Below are 20,138 nucleotides of genomic sequence, written 5' to 3'. Positions count from 1 at the left end.
AAATTGCTTATCCGGGAGTGGATTTGGATCTGGAAATCGAGCATCTGCAATCAAATCTGCAGATCCGCTACGGCGCCTCCCAAATCGAAGCGATAAAAGCAGCTTTGCTTTCACCGTTCTTCATCCTGACCGGGGGACCCGGTACCGGCAAAACGACCGTTCTGAAAGGGATCGTGCGCATGTTCTCCGAATTGAACGATCTGCCGGAAGACCCTAAGGATTACAAAGACGGACTTTTCCCGATTTTGCTTGCCGCTCCGACCGGACGTGCCGCAAAAAGGATGCAGGAAACGACAGGCCTGCCCGGCAGCACGATCCATCGCTTGCTGGGCTTGACGGGCCAGGAAAAGGAATCCGAAGAACTTTATACGCAAGAACTGGAAGGCAAGCTGTTGATCATCGACGAAGTTTCGATGGTGGATACGTGGTTGATGCACAGGCTCCTGAAATCGGTGCCGCAGGGCATGCAAGTGCTGTTTGTGGGGGATAAGGACCAATTGCCCTCTGTTGGACCGGGCCAGGTGCTCTTCGATCTTCTGAACTGCAAAGCGTTGCCGCAGGTAGAGCTGAACGAGATATTCAGACAATCCGGCGATTCATCGATCATCCCATTGGCTCACGAAATCAAGAACGGCATCCTCCCGCGCGATTTCCGCAACAATCAAGCTGATCGGTCATTTCTGCCTTGCCAAACGCACCAGATTGAACTGGTGATCCGGCAAGTCGTCGAAAAGGCGAAGTCAAAAGGTTTCACCGCGAAGGATATCCAGATTCTGGCGCCGATGTACAAAGGTGCTGCCGGCATTGATGCCATCAATACGATGATGCAGGAGATCTTCAATCCGAAAGGGAACAAGAAAAGACGGGAAGTCGCTTTTTTTGATGTCGTCTATCGGGTAGGCGACAAGGTGCTTCAGTTGGTGAACCAACCAGAAAATAATGTCTTTAACGGGGATATGGGTGAAATCACTGCCATCCAATTCGCCAAGGAAACGGAAGAGAAAGTCGACCAGATCACGATCCTGTTTGATACCGTGGAAGTCACCTACAATCGGAACAATTGGAACAAGTTCGTGCTGGCGTACTGTTGTTCCATCCATAAATCGCAGGGCAGCGAATTTACGATGGTCATTCTGCCGATGGTGAAACAGTACGGGCGGATGCTGCGCCGCAATCTGCTTTATACTGCCATCACCAGGAGCAAAAGCAAATTGATTTTGTGCGGGGATTACGAAGCTTTCGAAACGGCAGTCGTAAGCACCGGCGATATCCGGAAAACGATGCTGCATGAAAAACTGGAACGCAACCTGAACAATGACAAGGTCTTCACTGCGGAAGAGCCTGCCGAAAGCAAGGAAACGAAGGCGCTCGGCGCCGGGAATGAAGTTGCTGTATCGATCACCGAAACAACTACAGAATCCGCAACCCAAAAGCCAGAAAATAAAGAGTCTCCAAAAATAATACCCGTCTACCATTTGACCAGCGGACAGATTTCCGATGGGAGCATCGATCCGATGATCGGCATGGAAAATATAACGCCGGAAACTTTCATGAATGAAAAATAATCCGGGAGAAGTCCGCAGACAATGAAGAATTTGTCTGCGGACTTTTCAGCTGTCAGAAAATCAATCAGCGCAGAATACTCCAATTAAAGTCGGTAGGCTCAGCAAAAGAAATAAGCTACTCGCCGCCCCAATATTCTGCTATACTGACAGTAAAGCAAGTTACTGGTTTTCCAATACAGCTACAAGAAGAGAGTGGTATAATGGAACTATTTGATCAATTGATGAATCCGAACTGGAAGAACATCCCGATGGAGCACAAGCTTGTTCTGGCCAGCAGCGTTGTTCGTTATTTTGTGAATCCCCTGTTGCCTGTCGCGGATATCCGTCCGGCGTATTATCAGATGGGTGGCATCAAGACCGAGACGTTCACAGTGGACATCAACGGCGCCCCGTTTGTTTTTGTGCCCGGGCACAAGGAAGCCGTCCTCGGGTGGGACAGCGGAATCAATGGCCTGGACCCATTGGACATCAGCTCCGACAGGAAAGAGATGTACCTCGCCATCGAAAATTGCCTGAAACTTTCTGTTCAGGGCGCCGAGTTTTTGCATGACGATCATTGGATGAAAAAGAAAATCGAACCGATCCATTCGTTGGATGAATTGGACGAATTGGTCAACAGCCAAATGTCGCAGCTCCGGACGACAGAGATCCCTCCGTTATTGGTGGAAGTCAGTCCGACTTATGTGGGAATGACGAAAGTCGGGAATTATGCAGTCATAAACGGGAAATTTGAAGGCCAGGGCGATTGGTTCAGCATACACGAGAAGGATATTCACCAGGCGTTGATGCCGAGCGCGAACGGATCCTCGGTATTTGCGGATTTTCCGGCGCATCTGGTCCAAAACGATGCCTTCTTCCTGAGACAGAATGAAGATTTGGATACGTACACCGTTTACGCGCCTTACCAGACAACTTATGCAGAAATGCGCAAGCAATTGGAGAAGGATGGTATGGGGCTGTTGTCCAGCGATGAATGGGAATATTGTTGCGGCGCATCCACCCGCAGGCTTTTCCGTTGGGGCAATCAGTTGCATCGCAACCTGTTCGAACCGGATGAAAGCTACCTCTACAAAAAAAACATGTTCGGTCTGGAGATCGCGAATATGGGCTGGGGACCGGAACTCGTCGAAGACGGGCTGTTGGCTAAAGGCGGCTGGATTTTCATTCAAGCCGAGAACATATTGGAGAAACTCCTGCCTTACGCTACCTATTATGAAAACCATGCGGATGCTTTGAAAGCGAAGCGGCAAGAACCATTGTCACCCGGTTATTACTGCGCAAGACGTTCCATCCGCATAGAAATGTGACCTGGTCCGCTTTTCTTAAGAACTGCTTGCAAGCGAACGTGATTTTGGTTATACTAGTTTTTGATTGAAGCAGAGGATATAGGAATGGATAACAAAAGAGAGTTTCCGTTTGGTGAAAGGAAACGCATCCGTTTATGCTCCCTTTGCATGAATATAGTAGAAATACTATCGCTTCCAGCGTTAACGGATCCGAGAGGTAATGAATGATCAAAACATTTCATTGCAAACAAGGTGGTACCGCGTGATTCGTCCTTGTATGCAGTGGGGTGTTTTTTATTTTTGTCCACTCAAAAAAAACAATGAAGAGAAAAGGAAGGTAATAATGAAGAATCTGAAAAGCAGTGACATCCGTCAAATGTATCTTGATTTTTGGGCAACAAAAGGGTCAAAAGTGGAACCGAGCGCTTCGCTGATACCGGTCAACGACCCTACCTTATTATGGATCAACTCAGGCGTAGCGACATTGAAAAAATATTTTGATGGCACGTTGATTCCTGAAAATCCGCGCATCACCAATGCTCAAAAAAGCATCCGCACAAACGATATCGAAAATGTTGGTGTGACGGCAAGACACCATACTTTATTCGAAATGTTGGGGAATTTTTCGATCGGGGACTATTTCAAAGAAGAAGCGATCCCTTGGGCTTGGGAATTCCTGACTGATGAAAAATGGTTGGCGTTCGATCCGGAGCTGCTTTACGTCACTTATTATCCGGAAGACACGGACACAAAACGCATCTGGCAGGAAAAAGTAGGCTTGGCGGAAAATCATATCGTTCCGATCGCAGACAACTTCTGGGATATCGGAGCAGGACCATGCGGACCGGATACGGAAATCTTCTATGACCGCGGACCAGCCTTCCAGGATTTGCCTGACGGAGACCCTGAAATGTATCCGGGCGGTGAAAATGAACGCTACCTTGAAATCTGGAACCTAGTATTCTCTGAATTCAACCACAAGCCGGATGGCACCTATGAGCCACTGCCGCATAAGAACGTCGATACGGGGATGGGTCTGGAACGTGTCACAAGCGTAGTCCAAAACACACCGACCAACTTCGAAACGGATCTGTTCATGCCGATCATCGAAAAAATCGAGACGCTGAGTAACGGCAAGAAATATGGCGAAAACAAAACATTGGATATTTCCTTCAAAGTCATCGCTGATCACGTCCGCGCCGTCAGCTTTGCGATAGGGGATCGTGCCTTGCCATCAAATGAAGGCCGCGGCTACATTTTGCGTCGTTTGATCCGCCGCTCCGTCATGCATGGCCAAAAATTGGGCATCGAAAAAATGTTCCTGAACGAATTGGTTCCGGTTGTGGCAGCCATCATGGAATCTTATTATCCTGAAGTCAAAGCGGACCAAGATTTCATCATCAAAGTCATCACAAATGAAGAGCAACGTTTCCAGGAAACGATTCATGAAGGGATGGAAATCCTGAACAGCGTCTTTGAAGAGATGAACGAAAAAGGTGAAACTGCCGTAAACGGCACGAATGCCTTCAAACTGTATGATACATACGGATTCCCGTTGGAATTGACTAGCGAATATGCCGAAGAAAAAGGCTTCACAGTCGATACAGAAGGGTTCAACCAAGAGATGCAGGAGCAACGTAACCGCGCCCGTGCAGCAAGGCAAGTGGAAGACTCCTTCTCCGTGCAATCACCGGTCTGGGCTGAAGTACTGGTTCCAAGCACGTTTTCCGGATATGCACAAACAAAAATTTCGTCCGAGCTTTCAGTGATGGTTGCGAATGACGAAATCGTCGAAAAAGCAGCTGCAGATGATCGCGTTCAGATCATTTTCCGCGAAACACCGTTCTATGCAGAAATGGGTGGACAGGTTGCGGACAAAGGAACGATTGAAACCGAAGCTGGTGAAGTGATCGCAGAAATCGAAGACGTCAAACGCGCCCCTAATGGCCAAACGATGCACATTGCGCGTGTCCTGACGGAAATCCATTCGAACGAAACTTATATCCTGCACGTGAATGAAGCGCGCAGAAGAAGCATAACCAAGAACCATACAGCTACGCATCTATTGCACCAAGCGCTGAAGGATGTTTTAGGGAATCATGCCAATCAAGCCGGTTCGCTTGTGAATCCGAATCAACTTCGTTTTGACTTCACCCATTTCGGGCAAGTCACAGCAGAAGAGTTGGTGCGGATGGAAGAAATCGTGAATGAAAAAATTTGGGAAGCATTGCCTGTCGTAACTGTCGAAACAACTGTCGATAAAGCGAAAGAAATGGGCGCCATGGCTTTGTTCGGTGAAAAATACGGCAAAGAAGTCCGAGTGGTTGATGTCGGTGGCTACTCAGTCGAACTATGCGGCGGGGTTCATGTACAAAATTCGCAGGACATTGGCGTCTTTAAGATTTTGTCTGAATCCGGCATCGGTGCAGGCGTTCGACGCATCGAAGCAGTTACCGGTCAGGCAGCTTACCAGTATTTCCGTACAAAAGAAGCTGAGTTGAGCGAGGCGGCACAACTTGTGAAAGCCCAACAAACAAAAGAAGTTGCCGGTAAAATCAATCAGCTCAAGCAAGAAATGAAGGAAATGCAAGGCGAAAATGAGTCCTTGAAAGCCAAAATCATGAATGCCGAAGCCAAAGATCTCTTTGAGAATGTCGAAACCGTCAATGGTGTCACGTACATCACCTATGAAACGAAGAATCAGGATATGAATGCTTTGCGTCAATTGGCTGACCAATGGCGTCAAAAGGCAGTCTCTGATCTTTTCGTGGCAGCTTCGGCCACAGACGGCAAAGTCAATATGCTGGCTGCCGTTTCCAAAGATAAATTGGAACAAGGCCTGAAAGCCGGCGATCTGATCAAGACGCTCGCTCCGTTTGCTGGAGGCAAAGGCGGCGGACGTCCGGATATGGCTCAAGCAGGCGGCAATAACCCAGCAGGCATCCCAGATGCTCTGAAACACGTTGCGGCCTGGATCGCTGAAAATACAAAATAAGCATCCTTTCCCAGAGGTAGGCATCCAAAATAGATGCCTGCCCCTGTTTTTTTAACTCGATCGGAAAAAGGGCAGCGGCATTTCTTTGTTGTAGTTTTTAGTCATTTCTTGTAAAATGGTAAATATACTAAAGAAAACTGGGGTGTCGCTATGAGTTCGAAAGATGAAACGATGTTATTCAATTTTGATGATAATCTGAAAAAGAATATCCAAGAGACATTAGCCCTTGTTTATGACGCATTGGAAGAAAAAGGATACAATCCTATCAATCAGATTGTAGGCTACCTGCTTTCTGGCGATCCAGCTTATATCCCGCGTCATAACGATGCCAGAAACCTGATCCGCCGTCACGAACGTGATGAAATAATGGAGGAATTAGTGAAAAGCTATCTTTCTGGAACAGGCAGAATCATCCAATGAGGCTCATGGGCTTGGATGTCGGATCAAAAACGGTAGGCGTGGCCATCAGCGATCCGATGGGATGGACGGCGCAGGGGATAGAAATCGTCAAAATCGATGAGGCCAATGGCGTATTTGGCCTTGAACGGATTGCCGAATTGGTCAAGGAGTACGAAGTTGAGAAGTTTGTACTCGGATTGCCCAAAAATATGGACAACAGCATTGGTTTCCGGGCGGAAGCTTCCATCGCTTATGGGAATTTGCTTGAAAAAGAGTTGGGTTTGCCGGTCGATTATGTTGATGAAAGACTCACTACTGTTCAAGCAGAAAAAATGTTGATCAATGAAGGAAATGTTTCCCGCAAAAAACGGAAAAAGGTGATCGACAAACTTGCTGCTGTCATACTTCTTCAGAATTATTTGGACAGCCAGTAAAGAGAGTGGTTTTTTTGTCCTATTTGCGTTACAATATCCTTTGTTTGAACGATAAAAACAATAATTAGATAAAGAGGTGCATACCATGACTGAACATAATCACGATCACGATCATGACCATAACCACGACCATGACCACGAAGATAACCACGAGCACATCACAATCGTGGATGAGAACGGAAATGAAGAGTTATTCGAAATCTTATTCACTTTCGAATCAGAAGATTTCGGAAAGTCTTACGTGCTGGTTTATCCAGCAGGAGCTCCTGAAGGAGAAGAAATCGAATTGCAGGCTTATTCCTATGTTGAAACTGAAGATGGCGGAGAAGGCGATTTAGAGCCGATCGAATCGGATGAAGAATGGGATATGATCGAAGAAGTTCTGAACACATTTATGGAAGACGAAGACCTTCAATAAATTTGTCAGTGACTTGTAAGGATAGTAAGGGAGGATCGGGACAATTATTGTCTGGGTCCTCTTTTGTTTTGCGGTTGCTGCGTTGCTTTTTTGAGCTTTTGGCATCCAGCCGTATCCGCCCTGATAAAATGATGAGAAAACTGTCCAATATGCTCCATATGTCTATGCAAATAACGAAAAAGATTCAATTTATATAGGTTTTCGTGTATAATTACGGAAGTCGAATGGCTAATAGTCAACAAATAGCCATATACTCAAGTAAGGAGGGCCTCGTCTTTGTCACAAAATGATCAGCAAGAACCTCAAGAGCAACAAAAACTCATTCGTCCTACGTTGGAGAAAGAAGCCGTAGACAAAATGAAAATACGCAAAAAAGAACGGTCACTAGTGCGGAAAATTGTTTTTGCAATCGTAACGATAGGGATCCTGTTAGGAGTCATCGTTGGCTTTGCCGGCTACAGATATATAACAGACGCACTTCAGCCATTGGAGCCAGAAAGTACGGAAGTCGTCGAAGTGGAAATTCCGATAGGGACTTCCACAAAAGGGATCACACAATTGTTGGAAGAAGGCAACGTCATCAAAAACGCGACCATCTTCAACTACTACATCAAGACGCAAAATGTTTCTGATTTCCAAGCAGGCTTTTATGAATTATCGCCTTCCATGAGCCTGGATGACATCATTGCGACGCTTCAAGCGGGCGGAAGTCCTGTGCCACAATCGAGCGATCACAAAATCATCGTAAGAGAAGGCAATACAATCGAAGAAATCGCAGCAGAAATCGAAGAAAAGACCGATTTCACAGCTGAAGAATTTCTGGCGAAAGTGAATGACGCGGAATTCCTGACGAATGCGGCTGCACAATATCCTGATGTTTTGACTGAAGCATCCCAACGCACCGATACACGTTATCGTTTGGAAGGATACCTCTATCCGGCGACTTATGATTATATGACCGGAAATAGTTTGGATGAAGTGATTTTACAGATGTTGCAGAAGACGAACGAAGTGCTTACGCCCTATGCAGAACAGATTGCTTCTTCGGGCCATACACTTCATGAAATTCTGACGATTGCCTCACTTGTCGAAAAAGAAGGCGTTACTCCGGAAGATCGTGCGAACATTGCCGGCGTATTCTTTAATCGTCTGGAAATCGATATGCCGATACAATCGGACATCAGTATTTTGTATGCGCTGAATGAGCATAAGGAATTAGTGACATTCGAGGATCTTGAAATAGATTCGCCGTACAACCTGTACAGAAATACAGGAATGGGTCCTGGGCCATTCAATAGTCCAAGCGAAGGATCCATTCAAGCGACGCTGTCTCCAGCTGATACGAACTACCTGTATTTCGTTGCGGACACAACAACAGGCATCGTTTATTTTTCCGAAACATATGAAGAACATTTGCAATTGCAAAGCCAATACGTAGACAGCGAATAAGACGAATAAAGTGAGCTGCATGAAGAGAGGAAGAATACACCAGTGAAAAAACCTATCGTTATTGGGGTGACAGGGGGATCGGGAAGCGGGAAAACCAGTGTCAGCCGGGCCATCTTAGACAAGTTTACCGATGTTTCCATTTTGCTGTTGGAACAGGATTTTTATTACAAAGATCAAAGCAATCTGCCATTTGAGGAACGCCTGAAAACAAACTATGATCATCCGTTTGCGTTTGATACGGACTTGTTCATCGAAGATCTTAAAAAATTAATAAAATACGAGAGCGTCGAGCAACCTGTTTACGACTACTCCAAGCACACACGCAGCGATAAAGTGATCCATCGCGAGCCGAAAGAAGTCATAATCGTTGAGGGGATACTCATTTTAGAGGATCAGCGACTGCGTGATCTGATGGACATCAAAGTCTATGTGGATACGGATGATGATATCCGTATCATCCGCAGAATCAAACGCGATATGGAATCAAGAGGCCGGACGCTTGACTCTGTCATCCACCAATATCTGACAGTGGTCAAACCGATGCATCAGCAATTCATCGAGCCAACCAAAAAATTTGCGGATATCATCATTCCTGAGGGTGGACAAAATCAAGTCGCAATCGATCTGATGACCACAAAAATTGCTTCAATTTTGTCTGAAAAAGCAGAATAACAATAAATACCTGTAATATTTTAAAAATATAATTGCTTTTGCTGGGATTAAGTGGTATTTTAAATTCACTATTAATTAGGCAGCCAATAAACGATATAGAGCCACAGGAAATGATTATTTCTCTTTGGATGACATGCTACCTGTCCCAGATCCTTTTGGCTTTCGGGGACAGCTATCAATAAAAAAAGGGAACTGCGGTCCTGTGCTGCATATTGAATATTGAATCATTACTTAAAAGGGGCATATTTCTTATGATCGAAAAAGCATATCCGATGACAGCTGAAGGTAAAGCCAAATTAGAAGCTGAACTTGAAGACTTAAAAGTGAATAAAAGAAGAGAAATCGTTGAACGCATCAAGATTGCCAGAAGCTATGGAGATTTATCCGAAAATTCGGAATATGAATCTGCAAAAGACGAACAAGCTTTCGTCGAAGGCCGCATCACAACATTGGAAAAAATGATCCGTTTTGCGGAAATCATTGAAGTGCAAAACGTCGACAGCAATACAGTTTCGATTGGACTGAAAGTGACATTTGTGGAATTGCCGGATGGCGATGAAGAAACATACACCATTGTCGGCAGTGCAGAAGCAGATCCGCTGGAAGGCAAGATTTCAAACGATTCTCCGATCGCTAAAGCCTTGTTGGGCAAGCATATCGGCGCAGAAGTCGCCATCGGTACACCGGGCGGCGATATGAACGTGAAGATCGTCAGAATCGAACAAGCTTAAGAAAGCAATCAAGAAGAGGGTAGGACAAAAATCATTCGGAATGATTTTTGTCCTATCCTCTATTTGTTTATGTTTCTTTGAGGTTCATCGGGTATAATTACAGAGTAGATGCAATCATTTGGGCCGTACGACTTTAGTCTTAGCATATTATCCACCCTTAGCGCCCTGTCAAAACGGTGCAGGTAATCTATAATGGAAGCAGAGACTTACGTTCCTGCTTGCCGCACCTGCAAGTCAGCGTTCAGCGGAAATGTATGAAACATCGAAGAGAGGAAGGAGGGGCTTGGGATGAAAAAGAGTGCCTTGAAATTATTTTTGCTCATTGAAGGGCTATTAGGGTTGGCTGTCCTGTTTCAATTGGTGCAGGACACAGATTTACTGCTGGTCTTTGTGTTCGGACTGATATTCATTAAATTCGGCACCGGAAAAGGCGAGCGTCGTCAGATTCTAGGCTTGATCGGATGGTTTATGGTAGGCATGAGCATACTCTCCACTTTCTCAGTGTGGCTGATGTTGATTCTTTTCATACTGGTCGTTGTCATCAATGGAAAGGGAATCTGGTCTGAGCTGAAGCTAGATACTTTTGTGGACGTTCCATGGGAAGAAAAAGCATTCCGCACAGTCAAAACGAAAGAGCCGGAACAGCGGAACGGTTCCAGAAAGCGTCAGAAATGGATCGGAAACACCAGTATCGGGTCGGATGTCTATGAATGGGATGATGTCAATCTGACCGTATTCATGGGCGATACGATCATCGATTTGGGGAATACGTTGCTGCCGAAAGAGGAAAATATCATTCTGATCCGCAAAGGATTCGGAAAGACCAGGGTAATCATACCTTTGGGAATCGGAGTGGCTGTCCACCATTCCGCCATCAAAGGCCAGCTTTTGTTCAATGAAGATGAAATAGACTTGACCAACGAAACGGTCAAATTATACAGCCGGGACTACGATGAGACAAACAGAAAAATCAAAATCGTGTCCAATTGCCTGCTGGGTGATCTGGAGGTGATCTACCTATGAGGAGAAGCGCGGTTTTGATTCTGTTCAGCACGATACTCGGCGTCTTTGTTTTTATCGTGGCCGGCGTTTTATTTGCCCTCAGACCTTATTTAAGTTATCAGGAACTGCTTGAGGTGGATCGTTTTTATGTGCCGGCATTCCTTTACATCATCGTATTGCTGCTTTTTGCTGCGATCGTTGTAACTTGGATTGCCCACTTTTACTTGAAAAATCAAGAAAACCGCATCAAGGACAAGTTGCATTGGCTTTATCTTGGCAATTATGAGCATACGGCATTCAACAAAAAGCAGGATAGATCACTGTTTTTGGATCAGTACTGTCAGGCTATCCATATCGAAATCGAAATGCTCAGGAAAAAGATGCTCAGCCTGTCCCGGGAAGTGCAGCATCTGAGTGCAAATCCGCAGCAGATCGGCAACGAAACGAAAGAAGAAATACTCGAGCAGGAGAGGCACCGCATCGCGAGGGAACTGCATGATTCCGTCAGCCAACAACTCTTTGCCGCAATGATGATGTTGTCGGCGGTCAATGAGCGGTCGGGTGATTTCCCGGAAAAAATACAGAAACAGATGCGTCTCATAGAAGGCATCATCAACGAGTCCCAGTCAGAGATGCGAGCCTTGCTCCTTCATCTTCGTCCAACCAAACTCGAAGGCAAATCCCTGAAAAAAGGGATCGAACAGTTGTTGGTGGAATTGAAGTCGAAAGTCCAAATCGCGATCAAATGGGAAATCGACGATGTGCACACGATGAGCGGCATCGAGGATCATTTTTTCCGTATTGTGCAGGAGCTGCTTTCGAACACGCTGAGGCATGCAAAGGCAACCCATCTGGAAGTGTATCTGAAACAAACCTTGCAGGAAATCAGTCTCCGCGTTTACGATGATGGTGTCGGCTTCGATACCTCAATCGAAAAATCCGGCAGCTATGGTCTGATGAACATCAAAGAACGCGTGCAGGGGATGGGCGGGAGCTGCAAAATCATCAGTTTTCCCAAAAAAGGGACCGTGATCGAAATACGCATCCCGAATACCAATGTGAAGACAAACGACGCAAGCGCTGAATAGAATGACGGAAGTTTTGAAAAAAGTTTCATTAGGAGGGTTCAGGTTGATACGTGTATTGATTATCGACGATCACGAGATGGTGAGGCTGGGTTACTCGGCCTATTTATCCATCCAAGATGACATTGAAGTAATAGGGGAAGCGGAAAACGGCTTGATCGGCTATGAAATGGCCCTGGATCTGCGTCCGGACATCATTTTGATGGATCTGGTCATGGAAGTAATGGACGGCATTGCCTCGACAAAAGCGATATTGAATGAATGGCCCAAAGCGAAAATTATCATCGTCACCAGTTTCATCGATGATGAGAAGGTCTATCCGGCTTTGGAGGCGGGGGCTTCCAGTTACATGCTGAAAACCTCTTCAGCGCATGAAATTGCCGATGCGATCCGTTCCACTTACCACGGCGAGTCTGTCCTGGAGCCAGAAGTGACCGATAAAATGCTGGAGCGCTTCTCGAAAAGAAATATCCGACCGCTGCATGAAGAGCTGACCGCCAGAGAGCGGGAAGTGTTGCTGCTCATCGCACAAGGCTACTCCAATCAGGACATTGCCGATCAACTGTTCATCACACTGAAGACAGTCAAAACACATGTGTCCAATATTCTGACAAAGTTGGAAGTGGATGACAGGACCCAAGCGACAATCTATGCTTTCAAGCATCATCTGATTCAATGACTGTGAGCAAAGTGTTATAAAATGATGCTTCCTTATGATAAGATGAATATGATAGATAGCAGTGAGGGGGGCAGGCTGATCATCCGATCAGCGACTAGATGAAAATAGAAATCAGTGAACGCGCACAAAAATGGTTTGAACAGGAAATGGGCATTTCAGGCAAAAAAGGGGTTCGTTTCCTTGGAAAGGTATACGGCAGCAGCCAAATACATGAAGGGTTCTCCGTTGGGCTTGATGTGGATGAGCCGGTATCTCCGATCGCAAAAGCCGAATACAATGGCATTTTATATTATGTAGAGGATGCAGATGATTGGTTCTTTAATGGCTATGATCTGCATGTCGGATTCGATGAAAAACAACGCGAACCGGAATATAACTTCATCGCACAAAATAAAGAGGACAAATAGAAAAAGAGGGCGCTGGATTTTTGATCCAGGCCCTCTTTTTTTATTCTGTTCAGGTTTTCAGGTTCAGACGCCCATGATGACGGGTACAATCATAGGACGGCGTTCCGTTTTTTCATACAGGTAAGGTTGAATGGCATTCGTAACGGTGTCCTTCAATTTCTTCTCGGTGACAGCATCGGTCCCCTTCAGTAAGGAAAGAACATCCTGGCGGACGATTGCTTGTGCTTCATGGATCAGATCGCCTGATTCGCGCATATAGATGAATCCGCGGGAAAGGATGTCCGGTCCTGCCAATAAATCTTTGTTGCGGAAATCGACAGTCAATACTACGACCACAAGGCCATCTTCAGAAAGGACACGACGATCGCGCAGGACGATGTTCCCGATATCGCCGATGCCTTTTCCGTCCACGTAGACGTCCGTTGCCGTAAAGCTTCCGGCACGTCTCGCGGAATCCGCAGTCAGGGCGAGGATTTCTCCGTTATCGGAGATGAAGCAATTCTCGGTTGGAATGCCGACTGCTTCTGCCAATTCTGTATGAATCTTCAGCATCCGGTACTCGCCGTGGACAGGCATGAAGTATTTTGGTTTCATCAGTGTCAACATCAGTTTCTGCTCTTGTTGGCCACCATGTCCGGAAGTGTGGACGTTGTTTACTTTGCCGTGTACAACGGCTGCCCCAGCTTCCAAAAGCAAGTTGATGACGCGGTTGACGCTGGTTGTGTTGCCTGGAATCGGTGAACTTGAGAATATGACAGTATCGCCAGGTTGGATGGAAATCTGTCTGTGTGTACCGTTGGCGATCCGGCTTAATGCAGCCATCGGTTCGCCTTGGGATCCCGTACACATGATCAGCACTTTATCCGCGGGAAGGCTGTTCAGCTCACGTGTTTCAATGAACAGATCATCCGGAGCCACGATGAAGCCCAATTCTCTGGCCGTACGGAAGTTCGTCTCCATGCTGCGGCCGAATATGGCGATTTTCCTACCGGTTTCGAGTGCGACTTCAGTGACTTGTTGCAGTCTGTAGATGTTGGACGAGAAGGAAGCAAAAATGATTCTTCCCGAAACTTTTTGAATGATGTTTTTAAGGGATTGGCCAACAATTTGCTCTGATTGCGTAAATGCTGGTGTTTCCGCATTGGTGCTGTCGCTCAGAAGTAAAAGCACGCCTTCTTCTCCGATTTTCGCCATCTTATGGATATTGGCCGGTTTGCCGTTTGCAGGCGTGAAATCGAACTTGAAATCACCGGTAAACACTATGTTGCCTGGAGGAGTCTTGACCACGATCCCCAAGGTTTCCGGTATGCTGTGCGTTGTTCCGAAGAAGCTGATGCTGGTTTTACGGAATTTGATGATAGAATCTTCATTGATTTCATGCAGGATAGCATCCCTTAGCAAGCCGTGCTCATCCAGTTTGTTGCGGATCATGGCGAGCGCCAATTTGCCTGCATAGATAGGGACATTCAATTCTTTCAAAAGAAAAGGGACACCACCGATGTGATCTTCGTGTCCGTGAGAAATGAACAATCCTTTGATTTTGGTTTGGTTTTGCACCAAATAACTGTAGTCGGGTATCACATAATCAATGCCAAGCAAGTCATCTTCCGGAAACATGATCCCGGAATCAAGAATGATGATCTCATCCTGGAATTGTATGCCATACATATTTTTGCCGATTTCCCCTAAACCCCCGAGGGCAAATACACCGACTTCATTGTTTTTTATGTTAGGTTTCATACATTGAACTCCGTGATTTTAAAATTAGGATCTTTTTGTTCGTATTCTAAATGGCTGCCTTCCAAAGGTTGAATGAATTCAATGTTGTAGGGGGTATTTTGTTCAACTAATCTTCTGGCTATTACGATATCGGATGCCTCCACGTAAAGAGATTCCGTGTTCTCTCTGGTAGGTGCATCAAATTTTGCTGGTTGGTATGTTACTTTAAATATCATATAGTTCACTCCATTTTTCTTATTGTTTTTGATAGTACTGTACTTAAAAATTACAATCTTAGTTTGTTAACTTGGTCAATAGTTGTATTTTTTCATACAATCGGTACTGTAAGTTTACCACAATTAAGGCAGTTAGTATAGAAATGACTGGCAAAATCATTTTTGAAGGGTGCAAGCCTTTCCAATAGTAAGACAATTCTCTTTTGTTTTTTTTAACGAAAGCAATCAATATTTTTGTAGACTTAAACACAGTAATTGGCTAGACTGGATACAGAGGGTTTGGAAAGCTGGATAGAAAAACGAGAGTGCTCTTTTTTTTTGCCCTGAAGAACCCCGGAGAATCGTTTCCATTAAGGTAGGTGTATCGAAATGTCTTTAATTTGGCGTTATATCAATCGGTATAACAAATTATTTTTACTAAATGTGCTGGGAGCTTTCGGTTTTGTGCTTGTGGAGTTGGGGTTGCCGACGATGCTTGCAGGCTTGATCAACGAAACGGTTGCAGGCGGCGGAAAAGAGAATATACTTCGCACGACTGCAGTCATGGTCGGCTTGGCCTTGATCGGGTTTGTGGGAAGAATCATTGTCGCCTATGCAACCGGCAGGATCACTACCAACATGGTAGCGGATATGCGCAATGACATGTACCAAAATATCCAGACCTTTTCCCACGAAGAGTATGACCGCATCGGCGTTTCATCATTGGTGACGCGTGTCACCAACGACGCCTTCATTCTGATGCAATTCGCCCAGATGTTGCTGCGGATGGGGTTGATGACCTTCATCATGATGTTCGCCAGCGCATTCATGATAGCGCGCACGAGTCCGGACTTATCGATCATCCTGTTGCCGGCTTTTCCGGCATTGCTTGTGATGATCATTGTGATAGGCAAGAAATCCCAGCCGTTATCCGAGGCGCAACAGCAAAATCTTGATGACATCAACGGGAATTTAAGGGAGTCACTGTCCGGCATGCGTGTCATCCGGGCCTTTGTACAGGAAGCTTTTCAAGCTGAACGTTTTGAAGGGGTCAACAACGCCTACAGCGTGGTTTCGAAAAAACTGTTCCGTCTGATGGCCTGGAATCAGCCAGTATTTTCGCATGTCATCAATCTGATCATCATCGCCATCATGTGGTTTGGTTCCGAGCAGATCGAGGGAGGCAGCCTTCAGCTGGGGGATATGACAGCTTTCATCGAATACAGTTTCCATGCTTTGTTCTCGTTTCTGAATTTTGCGGTCGTCTTCATGATGTACCCGCGGGCATCGGTTTCCGCGAAGAGGATCCAGGAAGTGCTGGACACAACCAGCAGCATTTCTCCGAACGAAGAAGGGATCACGGAAACCACGACACATGGTTATCTGAGTTTTGAAGCGGTCAGCTTTGCGTATCCCGGGAACACCGAAACCCCGGTGATCAAAGATATTTCCTTTTCCGCTGAGCCGGGACAAACGATCGCCTTCATCGGCAGCACAGGGAGCGGCAAATCAACGCTGATTCAATTGATTCCGCGTTTTTATGATGTCACAAAAGGTCGCATCCTGATCGATGGGCATGATGTGCGCGATTATAATCTGAAAGCATTGCGCAAGAAAATCGGCTTCATTCCGCAGAAAGCCCTGCTTTTCACCGGAACGATCTCCGAAAATCTTCGATACGGGAAATGGGATGCCTCAAAAAAAGAAATCGAAGAAGCCTCCGATATTTCCCAAGCCAAGGAATTCATAGCGCGCAAACCGAAACGCTTTGATGAACATTTGGCGGAGGGCGGAAGCAATCTTTCCGGCGGGCAAAAGCAACGGCTATCCATTGCCCGGGCGATCGTCCGCAAACCGGATATTTATATTTTCGATGACAGTTTCTCGGCATTGGATTACAAGACGGATGCTACCTTGCGCGCGCGGCTCAAAAAAGAGACCGGGAAAGCGACAGTCATCATTGTGGCCCAACGCGTCAGCACGATCATGCATGCAGATAAGATCATTGTAATGAATGAAGGTGAGGTCGTCGGTCAGGGGACCCACAAAGAGCTGTTGCAGAATTGTGAAATCTATTATGACATCGCATCCTCGCAAATGAGCAAGGAGGAACTCGCATGAAAAAAGTGGACAAAAAAACGTTGCTCCGGGTATGGGATTACCTCAAATTTTACAAGCTGAAGTTCTTCGGCTCCATCGTCTTGACCATAGCGATGACGATACTGAACGTATTGGAGCCTTTCATAATCGGATTTGCCATTACGGAAATCGGCAGAAATGTTTCGGATATGTTGAAAGGCGTGGAAGGTGCCGGCATCAATTACGATTATTTATCGAAAGTGCTGCTCATCTATTTTGTTCGGGCACTGCTTTTCCAGGCTACGAATCTCTACTCGCAATTGTTCATGACGGATGTCGTTCAGGATGCCATGCATGATTTGCGCAAGGATCTGAGCGACAAATTGAACAGGCTGCCGATTGCCTATTTTGACCGCAACCAATTCGGGGACATATTGAGCAAGGTGACGAACGATGTCGATTCCATCGCCAATGCGCTGCAACAATCCTTGCTGCAAGTGTTGAATGCCGTGTTGGGGATCACATTCGCGCTCATCATGATGTTCACGATCAATTGGAAGTTAGCTATCGCCATGGTCGTGCTGATTCCGTTGGCGACCATCCTTTCCAAAAAGATCACGCAGCTGTCGCAGCCGTATTTCCGTGGGCAAGCGAAATATCTCGGGCAGCTGAACGGCTTTGTCCAGGAATCGCTGACCGGATTCTCCATCATCAAGCTTTACGGGAAAGAAGAGGATGCTTTCGATGAATTCCATTCCATCAATGAATCCTTGAAAAAGAATGGGTTCAAGGCGGCTTTCATTTCCGGCCTGCTGTCCCCGGCTGTGGCACTCGTCACCAATGCTTCCTATATCATCATCGCTGTGCTCGGGATCCTGCAAGCGATGGCCGGAGCGATGACGATCGGTAATGTGCAGGCTATGGTGCAGTATGTCTGGCAAGTGAATCAGCCAATCTCGACAATCACACAATTATCGGCCATCATCCAATCGGCCACTTCTTCCATCCAGCGAGTCTTCGATCTCCTTGATCAAGAGGAGGAAGTGCAAGGAGAAGGGAAAATGAGTTTGCCGAAGGAAATCCGCGGAGATGTCACTTTTGAAAATGTCTCCTTCAGCTATGACAAAGAAAACCCGCTGATCAAGAATTTCAACATCAATGTAAAAAGCGGGGAAACAGTGGCGATCGTCGGTCCGACAGGCGCCGGCAAGACCACGATGATCAATCTCCTGATGCGCTTCTATGAGGTGGATTCGGGCGCCATCAAAATAGATGGCCATGACACAAAAGAACTGACCCGCGCTGACTTGCGCTCACAGTTCGGGATGGTACTGCAGGACGCTTGGCTCTACAAGGACACAATCACAGGGAATATCCGCTTCGGAAAACTGGATGCGACCTTCGAAGAGGTGGTGGATGCCGCGACCACAGCCAATGTCCATCACTTCATCCAGACTTTGGGTGCGGGCTACGATACGGTCATAAACCAGGAGGCCTCCAATATTTCCTTGGGGCAAAAGCAATTGCTGACGATTGCCCGCGCGTTTATCGCGGATCCTAAAATCTTAATACTTGACGAAGCGACAAGTTCCGTAGATACTAGACTGGAAGCTTTGATCCAAAAAGCGATGAAACGCATTATGCAAGGCAGGACCAGTTTTGTGATTGCGCACCGGCTTTCCACCATCCGCGATGCCGATTTGATCCTCGTCATGGATCAAGGCGAAATAATCGAACATGGCAAACACGCAGAGCTGTTGGGAAGAAAAGGATTTTATTACGATTTGTACACCAGTCAATTCAAAAATGAGTCAGAATAAGGGGAGCAAAAATTTGAAGAACAAAAAATTCATTTTCTTTGATATCGACGGAACATTGCTTAATGATGAAAAGATGCCGCTTGAGAGCACTGTCCAAGCTTTGCGCCAACTGCAGAAGAACGGGCACGAAATTGCAATCGCGACAGGGCGGAATCTGTTTCTGGCCCAAGAGGTCATCGATACGTTCCAATTGGACAATTACATCGTCTGCAACGGCGCAGCAGGTTACTTCAAGCATGAACTAAAGTATGAAAACAAATTGGATTTGAATGCATTCGAAAAATTGCTGCAGATTTCCGATGAGAGCGGCCATCAGGTTGTCTACGAATCAGCGCATGCTCTGGCTCGTCGCCATGAATCGATCGAGAACAACGCAAGCGAAGCGATGCGCAGCATCGAGTTCGAAGTCCCTGACCACGATGTGTCTTTCTATCAAAACAATCCGCTTTATCAAGCACTTTTGTTCTACAAAGAAGAAGAGAAAGCAATCTATGAAGACGGCGCTTTTCCGGAATTCCGCTTTGTGCGGTGGCACGACGCCGGCGTCGATGTGTTGCCGAATCCGGGGTCAAAAGCACAGACTGCACTTTGGATGGCGAAGCATCTGGGCTTTGCACATGAAGATACAATAGCTTTCGGTGATGGAAACAACGATTATGAACTCATTTCCAGTGTTGGCTATGGCGTCGCAATGGGGAATGCGGTTGATCCCGTCAAGGATGTCGCCAAATTTGTCACGAAAGATTGTAATTCAGGCGGAATTGCTTACGCACTTGAAAAATTAGGCTTGTTATAGAAGCGAAAATAGGGTATCATATCATTCATAAGGCGTTTTTGCCGAACGTCGTTGATACCCTGTTATTTCGGGGGCGTAGCTCAGTTGGGAGAGTGCTTGACTGGCAGTCAAGAGGTCGTGGGTTCGAGCCCCATCGTCTCCATCATATAAAAATAACAGACCCTAGAAACGTTGATACAGAGCCAATTCTGTAGTTTTCTATGGTCTGTTTTTTTGACCATGTAATGTTAAAAATTCACGTATGCGGCAAGTTTATCAGCTGTTTCGCCTTTTTCTTTTTCGGTTACATGAGCATAAACATTCAGAATCACATCGCTGGACACGTTTAGCAATGATCATTTTGAATAAGAACGGGTGTATAATTAACTTAAAGAGGTTAGCTTGGAT

18 protein-coding genes and 1 tRNA gene are annotated in these 20,138 nt (G+C 46.1%); 17 read left to right on the top strand and 2 right to left on the bottom strand.

Annotated features, from left to right (window positions below; genetic code table 11):
• The 13 genes from WBV27_RS10430 to WBV27_RS10370 all read left to right on the top strand — a co-directional run.
• Positions 1-1,565: AAA family ATPase (locus tag WBV27_RS10430; RefSeq protein WP_424201836.1), on the top strand; the 1,565-nt coding region annotated here is incomplete at its 5' end.
• Positions 1,566-1,765: 200 nt separating this feature from the next.
• A complete protein-coding gene (locus WBV27_RS10425) occupies positions 1,766-2,872 on the top strand; it encodes a DUF7278 family profilin-like fold-containing protein (protein WP_424201834.1) in 1,107 nt (368 codons plus the stop codon).
• 322 nt (positions 2,873-3,194) lie between these two features.
• A complete protein-coding gene (alaS, locus tag WBV27_RS10420) occupies positions 3,195-5,846 on the top strand; it encodes an alanine--tRNA ligase (protein WP_424201832.1) in 2,652 nt (883 codons plus the stop codon).
• A 150-nt stretch (positions 5,847-5,996) separates the two neighbouring features.
• Positions 5,997-6,266 carry an IreB family regulatory phosphoprotein gene (locus WBV27_RS10415; RefSeq protein WP_086628278.1) on the top strand — a complete coding sequence of 90 codons (270 nt, stop codon included), beginning with the start codon at positions 5,997-5,999 and terminating at the stop codon, positions 6,264-6,266.
• Entirely contained in the window at positions 6,263-6,679 is a 417-nt protein-coding gene (gene ruvX, locus WBV27_RS10410; protein ID WP_106448780.1) for a Holliday junction resolvase RuvX, read from the top strand. The genes WBV27_RS10415 and ruvX overlap by 4 nt, the downstream gene beginning before the upstream one ends.
• Positions 6,680-6,764: 85 nt before the next feature.
• Positions 6,765-7,097, top strand: coding sequence for a DUF1292 domain-containing protein (locus WBV27_RS10405; protein ID WP_086628276.1), 333 nt, complete (start codon positions 6,765-6,767; stop codon positions 7,095-7,097).
• A gap of 276 nt (positions 7,098-7,373) precedes the next feature.
• Entirely contained in the window at positions 7,374-8,546 is a 1,173-nt protein-coding gene (gene mltG, locus WBV27_RS10400) for an endolytic transglycosylase MltG (protein WP_424201829.1), read from the top strand.
• Between the two features lie 42 nt (positions 8,547-8,588).
• Positions 8,589-9,218 carry a uridine kinase gene (gene udk, locus WBV27_RS10395; RefSeq protein WP_424201827.1) on the top strand — a complete coding sequence of 210 codons (630 nt, stop codon included), beginning with the start codon at positions 8,589-8,591 and terminating at the stop codon, positions 9,216-9,218.
• Between the two features lie 251 nt (positions 9,219-9,469).
• A complete protein-coding gene (greA, locus tag WBV27_RS10390) occupies positions 9,470-9,949 on the top strand; it encodes a transcription elongation factor GreA (RefSeq protein ID WP_424201825.1) in 480 nt (159 codons plus the stop codon).
• 288 nt (positions 9,950-10,237) lie between these two features.
• Positions 10,238-10,972, top strand: coding sequence for a cell wall-active antibiotics response protein LiaF (gene liaF, locus WBV27_RS10385; RefSeq protein ID WP_424201823.1), 735 nt, complete (start codon positions 10,238-10,240; stop codon positions 10,970-10,972).
• On the top strand, positions 10,969-12,039 hold the full coding sequence (locus WBV27_RS10380; RefSeq protein ID WP_424201821.1) for a sensor histidine kinase: 1,071 nt from the start codon (positions 10,969-10,971) through the stop codon (positions 12,037-12,039). The genes liaF and WBV27_RS10380 overlap by 4 nt, the downstream gene beginning before the upstream one ends.
• Position 12,040: 1 nt before the next feature.
• Positions 12,041-12,715 (top strand): response regulator, encoded by a 675-nt coding sequence (locus WBV27_RS10375; RefSeq protein WP_424201819.1) that lies wholly within the window; start codon positions 12,041-12,043, stop codon positions 12,713-12,715.
• Positions 12,716-12,813: 98 nt separating this feature from the next.
• Positions 12,814-13,122 carry a HesB/YadR/YfhF family protein gene (locus WBV27_RS10370; RefSeq protein WP_086628269.1) on the top strand — a complete coding sequence of 103 codons (309 nt, stop codon included), beginning with the start codon at positions 12,814-12,816 and terminating at the stop codon, positions 13,120-13,122.
• Positions 13,123-13,185: 63 nt separating this feature from the next.
• Here the strand turns inward: WBV27_RS10370 and rnjA are convergent, their stop codons facing one another.
• The gene (gene rnjA / locus WBV27_RS10365; protein WP_424201817.1) at positions 13,186-14,862 is read right to left on the bottom strand and encodes a ribonuclease J1; all 1,677 of its coding nucleotides are present in this window, start codon (positions 14,860-14,862) and stop codon (positions 13,186-13,188) included.
• Positions 14,859-15,077 carry a DNA-directed RNA polymerase subunit epsilon gene (locus WBV27_RS10360; protein WP_086628267.1) on the bottom strand — a complete coding sequence of 73 codons (219 nt, stop codon included), beginning with the start codon at positions 15,075-15,077 and terminating at the stop codon, positions 14,859-14,861. The genes rnjA and WBV27_RS10360 overlap by 4 nt, the downstream gene beginning before the upstream one ends.
• 369 nt (positions 15,078-15,446) lie before the next feature.
• Between WBV27_RS10360 and WBV27_RS10355 the strand changes: the two genes are divergently transcribed.
• The 4 genes from WBV27_RS10355 (at position 15,447) to WBV27_RS10340 (ending at position 19,893) form a co-directional block, all read left to right on the top strand.
• Positions 15,447-17,177 carry an ABC transporter ATP-binding protein gene (locus WBV27_RS10355; protein WP_424201814.1) on the top strand — a complete coding sequence of 577 codons (1,731 nt, stop codon included), beginning with the start codon at positions 15,447-15,449 and terminating at the stop codon, positions 17,175-17,177.
• Positions 17,174-18,955: an ABC transporter ATP-binding protein gene (locus tag WBV27_RS10350; RefSeq protein WP_424201812.1), complete on the top strand. Its 1,782-nt coding sequence runs from the start codon at positions 17,174-17,176 to the stop codon at positions 18,953-18,955. The genes WBV27_RS10355 and WBV27_RS10350 overlap by 4 nt, the downstream gene beginning before the upstream one ends.
• Positions 18,956-18,968: 13 nt before the next feature.
• A complete protein-coding gene (locus WBV27_RS10345; protein WP_424201810.1) occupies positions 18,969-19,751 on the top strand; it encodes a Cof-type HAD-IIB family hydrolase in 783 nt (260 codons plus the stop codon).
• A 69-nt stretch (positions 19,752-19,820) separates the two neighbouring features.
• A tRNA-Ala gene (locus tag WBV27_RS10340) sits at positions 19,821-19,893 on the top strand.
• Positions 19,894-20,138: the final 245 nt, after the last annotated feature.

This window comes from Trichococcus sp. (assembly GCF_049589555.1).
In the GTDB taxonomy this organism is placed as follows: Bacteria; Bacillota; Bacilli; order Lactobacillales; family Aerococcaceae; genus Trichococcus.
The sequence above is the reverse complement of the archived record's forward strand: the minus strand, read 5'-3'. Positions and strand labels throughout refer to the sequence as shown.